Consider the following 15,647-nt stretch of genomic DNA (forward strand, 5'->3'; position numbering starts at 1 on the left):
CCCCCCGGAGAAGACCGCCCGCGATCCCGCATGCGGGCGTAGACTGGCGCCACCACTCGAGGCGGAGGCAAAGGCTATGAAAAGCATCCGGGAGCAGGCCTCCGACGTTGAACACCATGCCGAACTTGGACCCGGGGAGGACGAACGGTTCTCCGGCTACGGCGTGATGGGGCTGCCGTTCAGTTCCGGCCACGTCCTGGCCATGCGCCGATTCCCCGTCACCAGTGTTGGGCCCGGCTACAGGTCAGTCTGGCTGCGCCGGCCGTCCGGTTCCTGGACCATCTACGCCGACGCCCCGCCCCAGGTTTCCTGCGCCCGCTACTTCGGTGCTGCACTGGAATCGGCGGTCCAGTGCCCCATCGAGGTCGCCTGGACCGGCGACGCCGCCTTCAGCGTGCGCATCGCCGGAGATGTGGATCTGGCGTGGGACGTGGAACTGGAATCCAGTCCCGTTACGCGCGCAATGACGGCGGCACTGACCGCACTGCCGGGCCAGGCTCTGGAGAACACATCAGTCCTGAAGGCCATGGGCGCCGCCTCAGGCCCGTTGCTGGGGGCGGGGCGGCTCGGCCTGACCGGCTCCGTTCCCAACCGCCAGGGCTTCCGCGCCAAACCCCGCCGGATGTGGTTTGTCTCCCGGAGCACTGCCGCACTTGCCGGGGAAGACCTCGGCGCCCCGCAACCCCTGCGCGTCCAGACCCGCCTGGGCGATTTCCTGATCCCACAACGCGGCATTTTCCTGATCGGCGCGTCGTCCTTCGACCGGTTCGACCCCGCCCGGCATCTTCCGGACACGGCCCGGCAGTAGAGTCTCCACCGCGCAAGCACTTCTCCTCGGTACGGCCTCACGCCGCCAGCCTGGCCACCAGTTCGCCGCGGCTGCCCACGCCCACTTTCTCGTAGAGCGACTTCAGGTGGTCATGCACCGTGTGCGGGGAAATGAACAGGTGCCGGGCGATGTCCGCCGTCGGACTTCCGGACAGCACCTCCAGGCAGACCTCCCGCTCCCGCGCCGTGACGCCGTACGCCGCGAGCAGCAGGGTGGCGACGTCGTGCGTGGTGGCTGGTTCCACGGTGACCACCATCTGCTGGGGGTCGTCCCCGGTGATCAGGCGGCTGGCCTGCAGCACCACCCAGCTGTTCCCGGCGTCCCGCATCCTGGCCCGGGCCGTCCCGGACCTCGAGGCGTGGGCCTGGGCCACCACTGAGTGCAGCGTCATCGTGAAGCGGCCCGGCGCGGCGTCCTCCACCTCAGCCAGCCAGGCTGCGGCGGCGGGCGTGGCCGCGCGCAGCTCGCCGTGCAGCCCGGCCAGGACAATCACGGGCCCGACGGCGGCCGGCCCCGGCGGGTGCGCCGCTCGCACGGCGATCCGGGTAGCCGCCGCCAGCGTGGCGGTCACGGCCCCGAGGAATTCGACTTCGCGGTCAGTGAAATCATGTCCGCCGTCCCGAAAAATGCTGCCGACTCCCCAGCACGCCTCGTCCACACGGAAGGCGGCCCGCAGTTCGTGCTCCAGGCCCTGGGGCTTGAGCAGGTCGTTGATCCGGACACTCCGGACCACCTCGCGGTGCGGCGCATCGGACATCCGGGCGATGGGCCGCGGGCGGCGCAGCAGCTCGGCGAAGTTGTTCGGTTCGGTGCCGGTGTATTCGCTTTCGGCGAAGCGGGCCGAGTACTCCTCGTACTCCCGCACCCCAACCGGCCACGGCTTCCAGTTGGTAACAGAGGTCATCACGAGGGAATCGGGGTCCACGCCGGCCCAGCAACCCTGCTCGAACGGCACCGCCCGCTGCACGACGGCGAGCGCCGATTCATAAAGGTCGGCCAGGCTCATCCCGCCGGCGGCCAGGGCGGCGATCTCCCGCCTGGCACGCTCGGCGCGCTCCTCCCACATAGGTCAAGTATCCGCCCGCCAGGTCGCGGCGCAATCCCCCAAAGTGGGGGTTCCCGAAGCTCCCCTGAACCCTCGGCGAGGGGATCGCGGCCGGTGGTGCCGGCGTCGTACTTTTTCCTCATGAACGCCGTATCCCAGCTGTTCGCGGTGCTGGCCGCGCTGATCTACATCGCGGTGTTCCCGCTGGAGAGCTTCCTGATGCACCGGCCGGGGGCACAAAAGTTCCTGAGCACCCCGCCGCGGAACGTTCCGGCCGTGATGATGTGGGCCATCCCCACCGGGTTCCGCAACCTGGTGATCGGCCTGGGAGTCCTGGCCGGGGTGGTGGCTGTGAACATGGGCCACCCGGTGGTGGGCTACACCCTGGTGGTCTACTGCTGCCTGAACATGGTGCTGACCGCTCCGGCCATGTTCCTGGCGGACATGATGGGCCACTATCCGAAGAAGGGCGACAGCATCCCGGGAACCCTCGGCGCCACCGTGCCGGCCCTGATAGCCCTGGTTGCGCTGCCGTTCTGAAGCCGTTCGATCGGCAACAGCCTTCGGGCGCCAACAAATAGTTACATTGATTGGGAGGTCCACACATGGGACAGGCACGCGAAGTCACTGACCGCCTCACCGCGGCCATGGGATCAAAAGACAAAGAGGCGCTGGCGCGCTGTTACGCCGCCGACGCCGTGGCCTACACCCCGGACAAGGGGGAACTCCGCGGACGTGATGCCATCACCAGCCACCTCTTCGCCTACTGGGAGGCCATGGAGGACGTCCGGTACGAGCACACGGCCAAGTACGAGGCCGGGGACGTGGCGATCAATGAGGGCGTCGTCGTGGGAACCAACACCGGGCCGCTGCGCATGCCCTCCGGCGAAACCCTGCCGGCCACGGGCAGGACGCTCCGGATCAGGAGCTGCGACGTCACAACGGTCAAGGACGGGGAAATCACCTCCCACCACTTCTACTTCGACCAGCTGGAGTTCCTGGGACAGCTCGGACTGATGCGCGAGCTCACCTCGCAGTGAAGGAGGACGGAGCTTAAAAGACGGAGGGGGGCGCCCAGCCGCCCCCCTCCGTGTTTTGTTCCGGGTTTACGGATCCGTGAAGATCCAGAGGCCGCTGTCCCGGTCGCTGCCCAGGACGTAGGTCATGCCGTCCTCACCAACAAACGTTTCCACTCCCCAGAAGTCGTTTCCTGCCTCATCCAGGTAGCCGCCGACTTCCACCAGTTCGCAGGTGGTGTTGTCGGCAGGGTCGCTGCACTGGATCTGGATGGCCCGGAGGCCGCCGGAGTAGTACGAGAGGTAGGCCAGGGACGGATCCTGCGGGTCCACGGCTACCTCGTGAACACTGAGGTCCCCGTATTTGAGCGCGTAAGCGGGATCGTGGGCTTCGGGGATGGCGAACGTGTCCAGCTCCTGCAGGGTGGTTGCGTCCAGGAGGTGGACATAGCCCCAGCCGTCAAAGACGGACCCCACTTCAATGTCCGCCCCGACGGTGCCGATGGGAAGGGCTTCGGGGTAGGTCCACGGCGCATCCAGCGGTGCCAGCTCGAAGAGCCGGTGGAATGCCGCGTGGGTGGTGCAGACGGCAACGATCTCGTCCACGAAGGCGCCTGACCCGCAGAACGGCTCAGTTGTGGCAGCCTCACCCGTGTGGTGGTTGACGAAAAGCACGGCGTCCCAGCCCGCAAGGGCTGCTTGATGCGCCTTCTCCCCCGGGAAGCACGCTCCCTCCGGGGCACTGGGGTCACCGACCGGACCTCGTTGGAGCACCAGGGTGGTTTCCTCCCCGGGTGCCAGCGATTCCAGGTATCCCGGGATGCTCTCCGGGGTGGGAACGGGCGCTGAGCCGGGGCAGGCGTAGCCGCCATACACCACAGGACCATTCAGGGTCAGGTCCGGCAGGACGGCAGGTGCCTGGCCCCCGGAAACAATCACCGAGGGGTAAGTGCCCTGGTGGGCTCCGCTGGTGATCTTGAAATCGTCCGTGCGGTAGGGGGCGAAGTCCTCATCCGTACTGATGATGAACCGGTTGTCCGCCGTGAACTCCGCCTGGTGCGCGTTGCCCTCAGGGGTGAGGGACACCCCCAGGGATTCAAGGAGCTCGGGGTCCACTGCCGCGAATTCCGAGTCCCCAAGGAATACCGCGTTGGCGGGATCATCAACGTTCAGGAGAACGTATCCGCCGTCCCAATAGGAAAGCAGCATGATGAAATGGCCGTTGATTTCCTTGACCACCATGTCATGAAGGAAAGAATCGGTCAGCCCCAGGTCGGGCTGATTCACGTCAAAGGCATTCAGGTCGTATTCCGCGACCAGGCGCGGACGGTGCGGGTTGGTGATGTCAAGGATGTCCACGTCCGTGAACTCCTCATTGTCGGTCATCACCACATAGGCCTTGTCCCCGGCATCCCACGCAAAGGCGCTGTGGATCTCATTGGAATCACGGCTGCCCGGCGCGCGGTCACCGAAGTTCTCGGACAACTTCTTCGGGTTGAGCGGGTCTGTCACGTCAAAGAGCGAAACGCCGCCTTTGGCGTTCTTTCCGCAGGCCTCGTTGTTCACCACAAGGACTTCACCGGTGAAGCTTGGGGTGCTGATTTCGACGACCTGCAGGCCTTCGCCGGGGCGGGTGTCCTGGTGGGATGGGATGAACCCCACCTGTTTCGGTGCCGCTCCGGCCGTGCCCTGGTCTACGCCCGTGATGTCCACGATGTAGACGCCGGCATCCGGGCTGGTCTGTCCGCCCGTTTCCGGCCCCGCACAGTCAGGCTCGCCCCAGTTGGCGAGGAAGGCGGTGTTTCCGTCCGGCGAGACACTCACATCTGCGATCAGGTCGGGAGTCTTCGTCAGGGGGACGACATCCACCAGGTCAATCTTCCCGAACTCCCCGGTCCCGACGAGGTGCCCTTCGTCCATGCCGTGCTGGCCGTCCGGGTGGGCGGTGGCGCCCGAGAGACCGAACGTTGATAGCGCCAGGGTACTTAGTGCTGCAAAAACAACCAATCTACTGCGTTGTGGCATGCCTTGCCTCCAGCTGAATTTTTTCTTTGGCCCCCAATGGCGCTCAGCCTAAACCTGGAATTATTCCAATGTCTAGGGAATTTTCAGCTTTCTTTCAGGTTCATCAACTACAAGACCGGAAAGGCTGGTGCGAGTCGCCTACGGTCATGGCCATGAAAGCGCTGTCAACTGACACGATGGCAAACGAAAGCCGTGGATACCTCCAAGAATGAAGGTATCCACGGCATTCAGCACATTGAACTTGCGCGGTAGCGGCTACTCGCAGGCAACTCCGTTGGAATTGCGGTCCAGGGCCGCCCGGAAGCCAGGCTGGTTGGCATAGAGGGGCGCTGCGCCCGCCGCCCTAACGGCATCGCAGTTCTGGTAGTAGACAGACGACGGTGCCGGTGCAGCAGGTGCCGGAGCCGGTGCAGGCTTTGCAGCCTGCTGGGCAGCCTGTGCAGCTGCCGCGGCTTCAGCCGCCTTCTGTGCCGCGGCCTGTTCGGCGGCCAATTGTGCGGCGGTCTGGTCCGCTGCGGCCTTATCGGCCGCGGCCTTCTCTGCAGCCGCCTTTTCAGCAGCGGCTTTCTCAGCCGCAGCCTTCTCAGCTGCTGCCTTCTCCGCCGCCAGCTTTTCAAGGGACGTGACGCCGAGGTTAACGGTCGAGCCCTTGGGCGCACTTGAACCGTCCGCGGAGTCCTGGGAGGTCACCTGCCAGTTCTTCTTCAGGATGATCGACTTGCCGTCGATGGTGTCCACAGCCTCAACCTTGAGCCCGAGTCCTTCCAGCTGCTCGGTGGCCTTATCCAGGGGCAGGCCAATAACGCTCGGAACAGTGACTGCCTCTGCAACCGCCGCAACAGCCGTCGCGGTTTTTGCCGGCTGCACGGCCTCCTGCTTGCCGCCGCAACCGGTCAGCATTAATCCGGTCAGCACAACTAATGTCAGCGTCTGTTTCATTTTTCCCCCTAGGAAATGTTGGTGATGGTGATGCGGAAAGATCGGGGATGCGGGCGGGTCAGCCCTCGCAGGCTACGCCGTCGGAATCACGGTCCAGGCCGGCCCGGTAGCCCGCCTGCCCGGCGAAGAGCGGTGCTGCACCGGCAGCCCTGGCCGCGGCACAGTTGGCGTAGTAAGCGGCCGCGGGCGCCGGAGCGGCAGGGGCGGGCACCACAGGCGGGGCCGGAGCAGGTGCCGGCGCAGCGGGAGCCGGCGCAACCGGGGCCGGAGCAATAGGGGCCAGCGGCGCCACTACCGGAGCCGGCGCCACAGCAGGTGCGGGCGCCGGAGTGGCAGGTGCCTCCTGGTTTGTGGGCGCCAACTGGCCCGGGCAGTCGGCCAGGATCCTGGCCATCGCGTCGTGCTCGGCCTTGGTGACCCACAGGCTATAGGTAGCCTTCACTGAAATCTGCCGGGAGACGTATTCGCAGCGGAAGCCCTTGTTCGGCGGCAGCCAGGTGGCCGCGTCGCCGTCGCCCTTTTTCATGTTGGTGGGGCCGTCCGTCGCCTGGAGGTTCAGCGGATCGTTGGCGAACGCCGTCCGCTGTTCAGTGGTGAGCTGCTGCGCGCCCTTCTGCCACGCGTCGCTGAGCGCAACAACATGGTCGATCTGCACCTTGCTGCTGGTCCCGCTCCCCCGCAGGAAGCTGATGGTGGCGCCCGTGTACGGGTCGGCCAGTATGCCCGACTGCACCTTGCACGGCACGCTGTTGGTGTAGGTGATGCCCGTCAGGTCCCGCTTGAGCATGTCATTGCGGGTGTCGCAGCCGTTGCGGTCAACGTCCAGCCACGCCTGCCCGAACAGCGCCCGGTCATACCCCGTTTTGGGCGCCCGGCCCTTGATGGGAAGGGTGGCCAACAGGTCCATCGCCCTGGTGGCGAACGCGGGCTGCGTCCTTGGAGCCGCCACGGCCGCGGCCTGCGGCATCAGGTCCGTGGTTTCGGGATCAAGCGGTGCGCCCGTTTCCTGGACGGACGACGACGACGGCGTTGCTTTGGCGGTTGCGCCCGCCGCAGCGGCGGCTGGCGAAGTTGTGGTTTCCGACGAGGCGGCCTTCAGGCCGGCAGGGCCCGCGCAGCCGACGAGGACCGGAAGGACCAGCAGGGCGCTGATCCCAGCGACGGTGAAGGTGAAGGCGCGTGGCGGCAATGTTTCCCCATTAAATAAAGGCCCGGCAATAAGCCGGGCCTTTTGCTTAGCCAAAACTGGTTATGGAAAGAACCTATTTCCCCGAACCGCAGAGGACGCCGAAACTCGGGAGAACCTGCGTCAACTTTGATCAAGGCTTGATGGTTGTTGCGGCACGGAGGATTCGGGGCGTAACAACCGCTGCGTCGTGCGGCCAACCTGGTGGTGCACAAGCAGGGCTCAGCCCGCGCGGGCACCGTGCTCACGCGGGCTTGTGGCTGCTGCTATGCGCGCTGGGCGATATTGAGGATGTTCCCCTCGCTGTCGAGGAACCACGCGCCCTTCCCAAATGAGTCAGTGGCAACGCCGTTCTCTGTCTTCAGTCCGGGGAAGTCATAGTCTTCAAAGACAACGCCGCGGCCCCGCAACTCCTCCATGTCGCGCTCGAGGTTGTCCGTCTCCCACCCCATCTGGGTGTTCTTGGCCGTGCCCGCATTTTCCGTCTGGTACACAAGGAAGCTGGTTCCCTTGCCGCAGCGGTACACCAGGTTGTCCTCCACTGTCTCGGAAGGCTCCAGCCCCAGCTTGTCCCGATAGAAATCCTTGGCCCTGTTAATGTCCTTTGCGGGAAGGACAGCCATGATTGCCGAATCTTTGAGCATGGTGATTTCCTTTGTGCATTCTTGTATTGGCGGCGGTTGCTCTCCCCCGGGCGCGGACCCGAACCACCAAGTCCGGGAACGCAGGGCCGCCCGTCGTGCCTGTTTTCCGGGGCGGCCACCTGGGACTCTGCGTGCCCCGCCAGCCGTCATTGGCGCGAGGGTCCCCGAAGCCTATGTGGCCATTATGGAACCGAAATGTGCCTACGGAAATAGGGGATTGCTACTGCCCCCGCACCTGTTTCAGGCCCTTGGCGTATGCGGCCTGTCCCACGTGCTGGAGGCAGTCCGCCAGGGTGCTCACCAACCGCACGCCAAGGGTGACGGGCGGGTCCCACCGGGTATCCACGACGCGGTCAAGGTCCCGGTCCCCGAGGTCCTGCAGGAACTCCACGGTCCGCCGGTGGACGGCGTCGTAGTACTCCAGCAGCAGTTCCCGCTCAGCACGCACCGCATCCACCTGCTCCGTGGAGTGGCCGTAGCCGGTGTCGCGGGGGTCCAGCGGAAGGTTGAAGCGGCCCACGAAGTCCTGGGCGGTCCAGGCCTGTTCGCGGCCGGCGACGTCCGCCACCTGAGCGTCCTCGACGCGGCTGAGGTGCCAGATCAGCCAGGCAATCGAGTTGCCGGTGCCGGCCGGCCGCCAGGCAAGCGTCCCGCCGTCGAGCCCTTCAAGGGTGGCCTCCACGTTCTCGCGGATCCGGCCGAAGGCGTCCAGCAGCAGTTCGTTGGTTTTCACAGGTCCCTCCCGGTCCGTGTCCCTTAGACGCTAGCTTCGCACGTGCCGTTCACCATGCGTTAGGCACCCCGATGCCCGGGCTTCCTACCCTCGCAGGTGACGGCGGCCGGAACCCGGCCGCAACAATGCAGAGAGGCAGCGATGACCATCAAACTCAACCAGCCCAACTTCAGCAGGCGGGCGGCCCTGGCGGCAGCCGGGACCCTGGGCGCGCTCGGCATGACCGTGGCGGCCGGAACCGGAGCCAACGCCGCACCGGGAACGAAGGCCCCCAAGCCCGCCCTCGCGTTCCGCCCGGACGGCCGGTTCAAGGTGATCCAGTTCAACGACACCCAGGACGACGAGCAGACGGACCGCCGCACCATCGAGCTCATGGACCGCACGCTGGATGCCGAAAAGCCTGACTTCGTGGTGATCAACGGAGACGTGATCAACGGCGGCTGCGACACCGAACTCGAGGTCAAGCAGGCCCTGAACCACGTGGTCCAGCCGATGGAACGCCGGCAGATCCCGTGGGCCGTCACGTTCGGCAACCACGACGAGGACTCGGTGGCGAGGACCGGCATGACCGAAGCCAGGATGCTGCAGTTCCTGCAGAGCTACGCATTCAACGTCAACGGCGACTCCACCGATGGCCTCACCGGCACGTCCAACTCGCTGCTGCTGGTGCAGTCCTCGAAATCCAAGGACCCTGCCTTCGGCCTCTGGCTGATCGACACCGGCCGCTACGCCCCGGACACCATCAACGGCCAGGACTTCGAGGGCTACCCGGACTGGGACTGGGTCCGCATGGACCAGGTGGCCTGGTACCGCAACCTCTCCGTGGCCACCGAGCAGAAGTACGGCAGGAAGATCCCCTCCCTGATGTGGGGCCACATCGCCCTGCACGAACACCGCAGCATGTGGTTCGCCAGCATCGATTCCCGGACGGACGCGGACCACCAGCGGGCGGTGAAGAAGCACGGCATCGTGGGCGAGCGGAACGAGGACGAGTGCCCCGGCCCCTTCAACTCCGGGCTGTTCAACGCCTTCCTGGAACGCGGGGACGTCCGCGGCTACTTCGTGGGCCACGACCACGTCAACACCTACGTGGGCAACTACTACGGCGTGGAGCTCGGCTACGCCCCCGGGGACGGGGTTCGGCGCCTACGGGCTGCCGGGCGCCGACCGGAACCGGCTCCGCGGCGCGCGCGTCTTCGAGCTGGATGAGAACCACGCGGGGATCTACAAGGAGACCCGCCTGGTGTTCGCCAAGGACCTGGGCATCGACCTGACCGCGAACGACCAGCCGATCACTCCCCTGCCCCTGGACCCGGCGCAGCTCTAGGCGCTACTTCCGGATCTCCGCCAGCCGCAGCCGGACCATCTCCTCCACCACTTCCTCGGGGACGGGATGGTCCGGCGTGAACCGGACAGTACCCTTGGACAGCGAGAAGCCCGCCAGCTTGGCCGCGACGGCGTCCACCACCTCGGGCGAGAACGGGAAGATGGACAGGTGCTTGGCTGCCGCCACCACGCCGATCAGCGGTTTGCCGTCCACCTTCAGTGCCGGCATCCCGTAGCTGCGGCCCTCGTCTGCCTCCGGGACCACGCGCCGCGCCGCCGCAATGACACGCTGCAGGCAGCCGCGCGCCGGCTCGTCCAACGCGGCAAGGGAATCGTCTACGTCACCCATGCGGCCATCCTAGCCCCGCAGGGATGTACGACGGCGGACGGCAGTTCCAGCTCCATGGCAGCTCCCTGCGCCGCGGACTGGCGCAGTGAGGCCCGGCGTCGGTGCGCAGGAGCAGTCCGTGCGCAGTGAACCCGGGCCTTGTTGCGCAGCCCCGTGGCGCCGGGCGTCCCCGCTACTTCTTTGCGGCGAGGATCGCCTTCCGGACGGCTGCGCCCACAGCGCTGATGACCGGGACGAGGCACATCAGGGCAACCACGGTGTTCGGCCGGAACGCCACCTGCCCGCCGACGTTCCGGTAGACGCCGAGCGGCAGCACCATCCCGCCACCCCCGCCCCCGGAGGCGCCGTCCTGCCCGGCCTCCCCGCCGCCGCCGAACCCGAAGGACACCAGCGCCACGGGAATGACCTCTTCCCCGCCCAGCTGGACGGGCGCACCATAGGCCTTGGAGACGCCAACGTTCTTGAATGCTTCAATCAGGGACGAAAATGTATCAGCCATGGCCCCACCCTACGAGCGCTGCCCAGCCAGTAACAGTCCTGTCAGGAGTTCAAGGATGACCTACCGGAAGGATCCACGTGTTGACCAGTACATCGGCGCACTCCCGCCCTGGCAGCAGGCCGTCTGCCTGAAGGTGCGGGACCTCGTCCATGCTGCCGACCCTGGCGTCGAGGAGACTATCAAGCGCACGGTCCAGCCGTACTTCGTGCTGCAGGGCAACATTTGCGCCCTCCTCGCCACCAAAGACCACGTCAATGTTTTCCTGTACGACGGCGGGCTCACCCCGGACCCGCACAACATCATCACGGGCGGCCACGGCAACAAGACGGGCCGGATGATTTCCTACTACGCGGACGATCCAATCAACGAGGATGCCCTGCTGGAGATGTTCCGGGCAATCATCGAAACCAACCGCGCGGGCGGCTGGCGGAAAATCAAGGGTAGCCAGTAGTTCCAGGCCCAGCTGCCGGCTGCCAGGAGATCCTCAGCCCTGAACGCGCTGGCGGTAGTTCCTCGGCGTCTCCCCTGCGTCGTTCAGGAAGTGGCGGTTGAAGTTGGAAAGGTTGGAGAACCCCACTTCGTAGCAGATCTCCGAGATGGCCTTGTCGCTGTGCTCCAGCAGCCGGCGGGCATGTGCAAGCCGGAGCTTGCGCACCAGGTCACTGAAGTTTTGGCCGGTAGCGCGCTTGAAGTATTTGGAGAAGGTGGGCTCGGACATGCCCACCAGCCCGGCGGCCTCGGACATCTTCACGCTGCCGGCATGGTTGGTGAAGACGTACTCGAGCACGATGTCCACCACGGCGGCGGCCTGGCCATCCAACTGCGGCCGGAACCATTCGTCCGCGAGGTATCGCCGTTCTTCCTGCGGAGCCCGCGCCAGCACCACAAAGAGGTCCAGCAGGTGGCGCAACCGCACCAGCCCCGTGCTGGCACCCATCGCTTCTATGGCGGCTGCCGCGTTCTCCGCCGAGGGCCCCAGGAATTCGATCCCCCGCCGGGACTGCTCCAGCAGTGGCTTCACCTCAGCCATCTCCGGGACCAGCGAAGCCGTCTGCTCAACCCATTTGCCGTCGAACTGGATCACGGCATCCCGGTTCTCCAGCACCTCGCCGGGTTCAAGGTCGCTGACCCAGTCGTGCGGCAGCCCCGATCCGACAAGGGACACGTGGCCGGCTTCGAACGTGCCGATATGGTCGCCCACGATGAACTTTCCGGTGCCCTTGCGGATGAGGTGGATCTCGTACTCGGGGTGGTAGTTCCACCGCGCCACCGGGCTGGGGTAGCTGTGTTCCACCCACCGGACGGAGTGGTTGGGATCGGGCGGGATGATCTCCCGGTTGGCCCGCATCCCCAGCAGCCTCTCGGCCAGCCGGGCCGCAGCTCCGTCGGCTGTGTCCGTGGCAGTCATGTGTTTCTCCGCGCCATAGTGGTTATGAATTCTGGACAAGATCCAGGGACCTTTCCCCAGAGTAGCGCCTAATGCGGGGACCTGCTGCGGAAAATTAGTATCAGAAATCGGCAACCACGGCGCTAGTTGTGCCCCACGCCACCGGCCTAATCTTGAGGAACATCAGCGGCACATCGGCTTCCCGATCTCACGCCGCGCCACGGTCAGGCATCCCGACGCAGCAGTCGGATGTGGTGACTGCGCACCCCCTGAAGAACAAAGGAGTCCTCAATGCGCCCAAAAATGCGCACTGCCACGCTGGCTGCCGGTGCCCTGTGCATCGCACTCTCCGCATCAGCCTGCTCCGGTGCCGGCGGCGGCACTGCTGCCGGTGACCAGAACAGCATCAATGTCCTGATGGTGAACAATCCCCAGATGGAGGACCTGCAGAAGCTCACTGCAGACAACTTCACCAAGGACACCGGGATCAAGGTCAACTACACGATCCTGCCGGAGAACGACGTCCGGGCCAAGATCAGCCAGGAGTTCTCCAGCCAGGCCGGCCAGTACGATGTGGCGTCCCTGTCCAACTATGAGATCCCGTTCTACTCCGCCAACAAGTGGCTGGCCCCGCTGGACAGTGTGGCCAAGGACGCCGAATTCAACCAGGACGACATTCTTCCCGCCTACACGGCGTCCCTGACGGGCAAGGACGGCAAGCTCTACGGCGAACCCTTCTACGGTGAGTCGTCCTTCCTGATGTACCGCAGGGACATCCTTGAGGCCAAGGGCCTGACGATGCCGGAGAAGCCCACCTGGGACCAGGTGGCCGAGCTCGCCGCCCAGGCCGACGGCGCCGCGCCGGGAATGAAGGGCATCTGCCTCCGCGGCCAGCCCGGCTGGGGCCAGGTTTTCGCGCCGCTGACCACAGTGGTGAACACCTTCGGCGGCACCTGGTTCGACAAGGACTGGAACGCCAAAGTCAATGCTCCGGAATTCACCGAGGCCACCAAGTTCTACGTGGACCTGGTCAAGAAGCACGGTGAAGCCGGCGCGGCCCAGGCCGGGTTCACCGAGTGCCTGAACAACATGAGCCAGTCCAAGGTGGCCATCTGGTACGACGCCACCTCTGCAGCGGGCGCCCTCGAAGCGGAGGGTTCGCCGGTGAAGGGCAAGATCGGCTACGCCCAGGCCCCGGTCAAGAAGACCGACTCCTCGGGCTGGCTGTGGACCTGGTCCTGGGGTGTGCAGGCTGCGTCCAAGAAGCAGGACGCCGCAGGCAAGTTCATCGCCTGGGCCAGCTCGAAGAAATATGAAGAACTGGTCGCCTCGAAGCTGGGATGGGCCAAGGTTCCGTCCGGCAAGCGCATCTCCACCTACGAGAACGCCGAGTTCCAGAAGGCCGCACCGTTCTTCAAGGCCGAACGCTCCGCCATTGAGAACGCCGACCCGAAGAACCCGGGTGTGCAGGAACGTCCGGTGGTTGGCATCCAGTTCGTCGGCATCCCCGAGTTCGCCGACCTTGGCACCACAGTCTCCCAGGGCGTCAGCTCGGCGATAGCCGGACAGGGCACCGTGGAGGACGCACTGGCCAAGGGCCAGGAAGCCGCCCAGAAAATCGGCGACAAGTACAAGAAGTAACCACCCACCAATCGGTCCTGTGGCCCGCCCTGCCGGCGGGCCACAGAACCGCAGGAGAACATGATGACTTCCGCAACAGCGCGCGTCGCCCGTTCAGGGCACAGCGCCCCCAAACCTTCCAAAGACGCCAGGGCCCGTGAACGCGCCACGGCGTGGGCACGGCGCGCGCCGCTGCTGCCGGCCCTGGTCTTCCTCATTATCGTCACGCAGCTTCCCTTTGCTGCCACCCTGATCATTTCCTTCCTGAACTGGAACAGCCTCCGCCCGGACCAGACGGGATTCGCGGGTTTCAGCAACTACGTGGAGGTCCTCACCAACGCGGACCTGCGCCAGGCCATCTTCACCACCATCGTCCTCACCGTCTCGGTGGTCCTGGCCAGCCTGGTCATCGGTCTGGTCCTGGCCCTGCTCCTGGACAAGAAGTTCATTGGCCGCGGGCTGGCCCGCACCCTGCTGATCGCACCGTTCCTGGTGGTTCCCGTAGCCGCTGCCCTCGTCTGGAAGCACGCCCTGCTGAACCCGACGTACGGCCTGATCAACGGCATCCTGACCTGGGTCTGGTCGCTTTTCGGCAGCAGCACCCCGCCGCAGCCGGACCTCCTCTCGCAGGCACCCCTGACCGCCGTCATCCTCTCGCTGGTGTGGCAGTGGACGCCGTTCATGATGCTCATCCTGCTCGCCGGGCTGCAGTCCCGGCCCATGGACACCGTGGAAGCGGCGCAGATGGACGGGGCCAGCCCCTGGGAAATCTTCCGCCACCTGACCCTGCCGCACCTGCGCCAGTACCTGGAACTGGGCGGCCTGCTCGGCGCCATCTACATCGTGCAGAACTTCGACGCCGTCTTCACGCTCACCTCGGGCGGCCTGGGCACGGCCAACCTGCCGTACTCCATCTACCAGACCTTCTACTTCGCCAATGAATACGGTCTGGCCTCAGCAACAGGCGTCGTGGTGGTCATCGGCACCATCATCGTGGCCACCTTCGCCCTCCGCACCGTCTTTTCACTCTTCAAGAAGGAGGCAGCACGATGAGCACCCTCACTCCTGCCGAACCCCGCAAGCCGGGACTCGCCCGTTCAACACCGCCCACCGTCCCGAACACCGGGTCCGGCCGCCGCGGATTCGGAAGATCCGGCCGGGGCAAGTCCCGGATGGATCCCACGCGCAACAACACCGCCGCCGGCATCGCCGCTTGGCTGCTGGCCCTGCTGTTCGTGGCCCCGGTCCTCTGGATGATCCTGACCTCCTTCCACTCCGAAACGGATGCCGCCACCAACCCGCCGTCCATCGGCGCACCCCTGACCCTCGATGCCTACGCGGAATTCTTCGGCGCCAGCTCCGGGGTCAGCCCCTGGCCGCCGCTGATCAACTCGGCCACCGCTTCCGTCCTGTCCACCGTCCTGGTGCTGGTCCTGGCCATCCCGGCCGCCTACGCCCTCTCGATCAGGCCGATCAAGAAGTGGACGGACGTAATGTTCTTCTTCCTTTCCACCAAGATGCTGCCCATCGTCGCCGCGGTCCTGCCGCTGTTCCTGTTCGCCAAAACCATCGGCGGGCTGGACAACATCTGGTTCCTGGTCCTGATGTACACCTCCATGAACCTGCCCATCGCTGTCTGGATGATGCGGTCCTTCCTCGCCGAAGTCCCGGTGGAAATGCTCGAAGCCTCCCAGATCGACGGAGCCGGCCTGCTCCTGACCCTCCGCGCCGTCGTCGCCCCGGTCGCGATGCCGGGGATCGCCGCCACCGCCCTGATCTGCTTCATCTTCAGCTGGAACGAACTGCTCCTCGCCCGGGTCCTCACCGGCGTCATGGCCGGAACAGCCCCGGTCTTCCTCACCGGCTTCGTCTCCAGCCAGGGCCTCTTCCTCGCCAAGGTGTGCGCGGCCGCCGTCGTCATCTCCCTGCCCGTGCTTTTTGCGGGGTTCGCCGCCCAGGACAAGCTCGTCCAGGGACTCTCCCTCGGCGCCGTGAAATAACAGGCCGTGAGATAAACCAGCCCGCCCAACACTCAGAAGGATCACTCCG

17 protein-coding genes are annotated in these 15,647 nt (G+C 65.6%); 8 read left to right on the plus strand and 9 right to left on the minus strand.

Annotated elements, in window-relative coordinates; all coding sequences use genetic code 11:
* Positions 1-76: 76 nt before the first annotated feature.
* Positions 77-808, plus strand: coding sequence for a hypothetical protein (locus PV768_RS01935; RefSeq protein WP_421092116.1), 732 nt, complete (start codon positions 77-79; stop codon positions 806-808).
* 37 nt (positions 809-845) lie between these two features.
* Here PV768_RS01935 and PV768_RS01940 read toward each other — a convergent pair whose 3' ends face one another.
* Complete coding sequence (locus PV768_RS01940) at positions 846-1,895, minus strand: helix-turn-helix transcriptional regulator (protein WP_421092117.1); 1,050 nt, start codon at positions 1,893-1,895, stop codon at positions 846-848.
* A 120-nt stretch (positions 1,896-2,015) separates the two neighbouring features.
* Here PV768_RS01940 and PV768_RS01945 point away from each other — a divergent pair, with 120 nt between their 5' ends.
* Together PV768_RS01945 and PV768_RS01950 are read left to right on the plus strand one after the other, a co-directional pair.
* Positions 2,016-2,414 carry a DUF1304 domain-containing protein gene (locus PV768_RS01945; protein WP_421092118.1) on the plus strand — a complete coding sequence of 133 codons (399 nt, stop codon included), beginning with the start codon at positions 2,016-2,018 and terminating at the stop codon, positions 2,412-2,414.
* 65 nt (positions 2,415-2,479) lie between these two features.
* Complete coding sequence (locus tag PV768_RS01950) at positions 2,480-2,914, plus strand: nuclear transport factor 2 family protein (protein WP_421092119.1); 435 nt, start codon at positions 2,480-2,482, stop codon at positions 2,912-2,914.
* Positions 2,915-2,980: 66 nt separating this feature from the next.
* Here PV768_RS01950 and PV768_RS01955 read toward each other — a convergent pair whose 3' ends face one another.
* The 5 genes from PV768_RS01955 to PV768_RS01975 form a co-directional block, all read right to left on the minus strand.
* A complete protein-coding gene (locus tag PV768_RS01955; RefSeq protein WP_421092120.1) occupies positions 2,981-4,915 on the minus strand; it encodes an LVIVD repeat-containing protein in 1,935 nt (644 codons plus the stop codon).
* Positions 4,916-5,170: 255 nt separating this feature from the next.
* Positions 5,171-5,854 carry an excalibur calcium-binding domain-containing protein gene (locus PV768_RS01960; RefSeq protein ID WP_421092121.1) on the minus strand — a complete coding sequence of 228 codons (684 nt, stop codon included), beginning with the start codon at positions 5,852-5,854 and terminating at the stop codon, positions 5,171-5,173.
* A gap of 58 nt (positions 5,855-5,912) precedes the next feature.
* Positions 5,913-7,043 (minus strand): GmrSD restriction endonuclease domain-containing protein, encoded by a 1,131-nt coding sequence (locus PV768_RS01965; protein ID WP_421092122.1) that lies wholly within the window; start codon positions 7,041-7,043, stop codon positions 5,913-5,915.
* A gap of 263 nt (positions 7,044-7,306) precedes the next feature.
* Positions 7,307-7,684 (minus strand): VOC family protein, encoded by a 378-nt coding sequence (locus PV768_RS01970; protein WP_157238940.1) that lies wholly within the window; start codon positions 7,682-7,684, stop codon positions 7,307-7,309.
* A 220-nt stretch (positions 7,685-7,904) separates the two neighbouring features.
* Entirely contained in the window at positions 7,905-8,417 is a 513-nt protein-coding gene (locus PV768_RS01975) for a mycothiol transferase (protein ID WP_421092123.1), read from the minus strand.
* A gap of 141 nt (positions 8,418-8,558) precedes the next feature.
* Here PV768_RS01975 and PV768_RS01980 point away from each other — a divergent pair, with 141 nt between their 5' ends.
* Entirely contained in the window at positions 8,559-9,626 is a 1,068-nt protein-coding gene (locus PV768_RS01980; RefSeq protein ID WP_421092124.1) for a metallophosphoesterase family protein, read from the plus strand.
* Between the two features lie 121 nt (positions 9,627-9,747).
* Here PV768_RS01980 and PV768_RS01985 read toward each other — a convergent pair whose 3' ends face one another.
* Both PV768_RS01985 and PV768_RS01990 read right to left on the minus strand, forming a co-directional pair.
* Entirely contained in the window at positions 9,748-10,092 is a 345-nt protein-coding gene (locus tag PV768_RS01985; protein WP_421092125.1) for an iron chaperone, read from the minus strand.
* Between the two features lie 172 nt (positions 10,093-10,264).
* Positions 10,265-10,591, minus strand: a complete 327-nt coding sequence (locus PV768_RS01990; RefSeq protein ID WP_157238943.1) for a hypothetical protein — start codon at positions 10,589-10,591, stop codon at positions 10,265-10,267.
* 55 nt (positions 10,592-10,646) lie between these two features.
* On the opposite strand from PV768_RS01990, the gene PV768_RS01995 reads away from it, so the two are divergent.
* A complete protein-coding gene (locus tag PV768_RS01995; RefSeq protein WP_157238944.1) occupies positions 10,647-11,042 on the plus strand; it encodes a DUF1801 domain-containing protein in 396 nt (131 codons plus the stop codon).
* A 33-nt stretch (positions 11,043-11,075) separates the two neighbouring features.
* Here the strand turns inward: PV768_RS01995 and PV768_RS02000 are convergent, their stop codons facing one another.
* Positions 11,076-11,999, minus strand: a complete 924-nt coding sequence (locus PV768_RS02000; RefSeq protein WP_321215495.1) for an AraC family transcriptional regulator — start codon at positions 11,997-11,999, stop codon at positions 11,076-11,078.
* A 270-nt stretch (positions 12,000-12,269) separates the two neighbouring features.
* On the opposite strand from PV768_RS02000, the gene PV768_RS02005 reads away from it, so the two are divergent.
* The 3 genes from PV768_RS02005 (at position 12,270) to PV768_RS02015 (ending at position 15,598) form a co-directional block, all read left to right on the plus strand.
* A complete protein-coding gene (locus PV768_RS02005; RefSeq protein WP_421092126.1) occupies positions 12,270-13,619 on the plus strand; it encodes an ABC transporter substrate-binding protein in 1,350 nt (449 codons plus the stop codon).
* 63 nt (positions 13,620-13,682) lie between these two features.
* Positions 13,683-14,651 carry a carbohydrate ABC transporter permease gene (locus PV768_RS02010; protein ID WP_157238946.1) on the plus strand — a complete coding sequence of 323 codons (969 nt, stop codon included), beginning with the start codon at positions 13,683-13,685 and terminating at the stop codon, positions 14,649-14,651.
* Positions 14,648-15,598, plus strand: a complete 951-nt coding sequence (locus PV768_RS02015; protein WP_421092127.1) for a carbohydrate ABC transporter permease — start codon at positions 14,648-14,650, stop codon at positions 15,596-15,598. Before PV768_RS02010 ends, PV768_RS02015 begins: the two co-directional genes overlap by 4 nt.
* The last annotated feature ends 49 nt before the right edge of the window (positions 15,599-15,647 follow it).

The sequence above is a fragment of the Pseudarthrobacter sp. CC4 genome, assembly GCF_048957775.1.
GTDB lineage: Bacteria > Actinomycetota > Actinomycetes > Actinomycetales > Micrococcaceae > Arthrobacter.

Excerpts from the sequence above, each read along its gene's own strand:
- PV768_RS01935 (WP_421092116.1), top strand. The coding sequence starts at position 77 with ATGAAAAGCATCCGGGAGCAGGCCTCCGACGTTGAACACCATGCCGAA.
- PV768_RS01940 (WP_421092117.1), bottom strand. The coding sequence starts at position 1,895 with ATGTGGGAGGAGCGCGCCGAGCGTGCCAGGCGGGAGATCGCCGCCCTG.
- PV768_RS01945 (WP_421092118.1), top strand. The coding sequence starts at position 2,016 with ATGAACGCCGTATCCCAGCTGTTCGCGGTGCTGGCCGCGCTGATCTAC.
- PV768_RS01950 (WP_421092119.1), top strand. The coding sequence starts at position 2,480 with ATGGGACAGGCACGCGAAGTCACTGACCGCCTCACCGCGGCCATGGGA.
- PV768_RS01955 (WP_421092120.1), bottom strand. The coding sequence starts at position 4,915 with ATGCCACAACGCAGTAGATTGGTTGTTTTTGCAGCACTAAGTACCCTG.
- PV768_RS01960 (WP_421092121.1), bottom strand. The coding sequence starts at position 5,854 with ATGAAACAGACGCTGACATTAGTTGTGCTGACCGGATTAATGCTGACC.
- PV768_RS01970 (WP_157238940.1), bottom strand. The coding sequence starts at position 7,684 with ATGCTCAAAGATTCGGCAATCATGGCTGTCCTTCCCGCAAAGGACATT.
- PV768_RS01980 (WP_421092124.1), top strand. The coding sequence starts at position 8,559 with ATGACCATCAAACTCAACCAGCCCAACTTCAGCAGGCGGGCGGCCCTG.
- PV768_RS01985 (WP_421092125.1), bottom strand. The coding sequence starts at position 10,092 with ATGGGTGACGTAGACGATTCCCTTGCCGCGTTGGACGAGCCGGCGCGC.
- PV768_RS01990 (WP_157238943.1), bottom strand. The coding sequence starts at position 10,591 with ATGGCTGATACATTTTCGTCCCTGATTGAAGCATTCAAGAACGTTGGC.
- PV768_RS01995 (WP_157238944.1), top strand. The coding sequence starts at position 10,647 with ATGACCTACCGGAAGGATCCACGTGTTGACCAGTACATCGGCGCACTC.
- PV768_RS02000 (WP_321215495.1), bottom strand. The coding sequence starts at position 11,999 with ATGACTGCCACGGACACAGCCGACGGAGCTGCGGCCCGGCTGGCCGAG.
- PV768_RS02005 (WP_421092126.1), top strand. The coding sequence starts at position 12,270 with ATGCGCCCAAAAATGCGCACTGCCACGCTGGCTGCCGGTGCCCTGTGC.
- PV768_RS02010 (WP_157238946.1), top strand. The coding sequence starts at position 13,683 with ATGACTTCCGCAACAGCGCGCGTCGCCCGTTCAGGGCACAGCGCCCCC.
- PV768_RS02015 (WP_421092127.1), top strand. The coding sequence starts at position 14,648 with ATGAGCACCCTCACTCCTGCCGAACCCCGCAAGCCGGGACTCGCCCGT.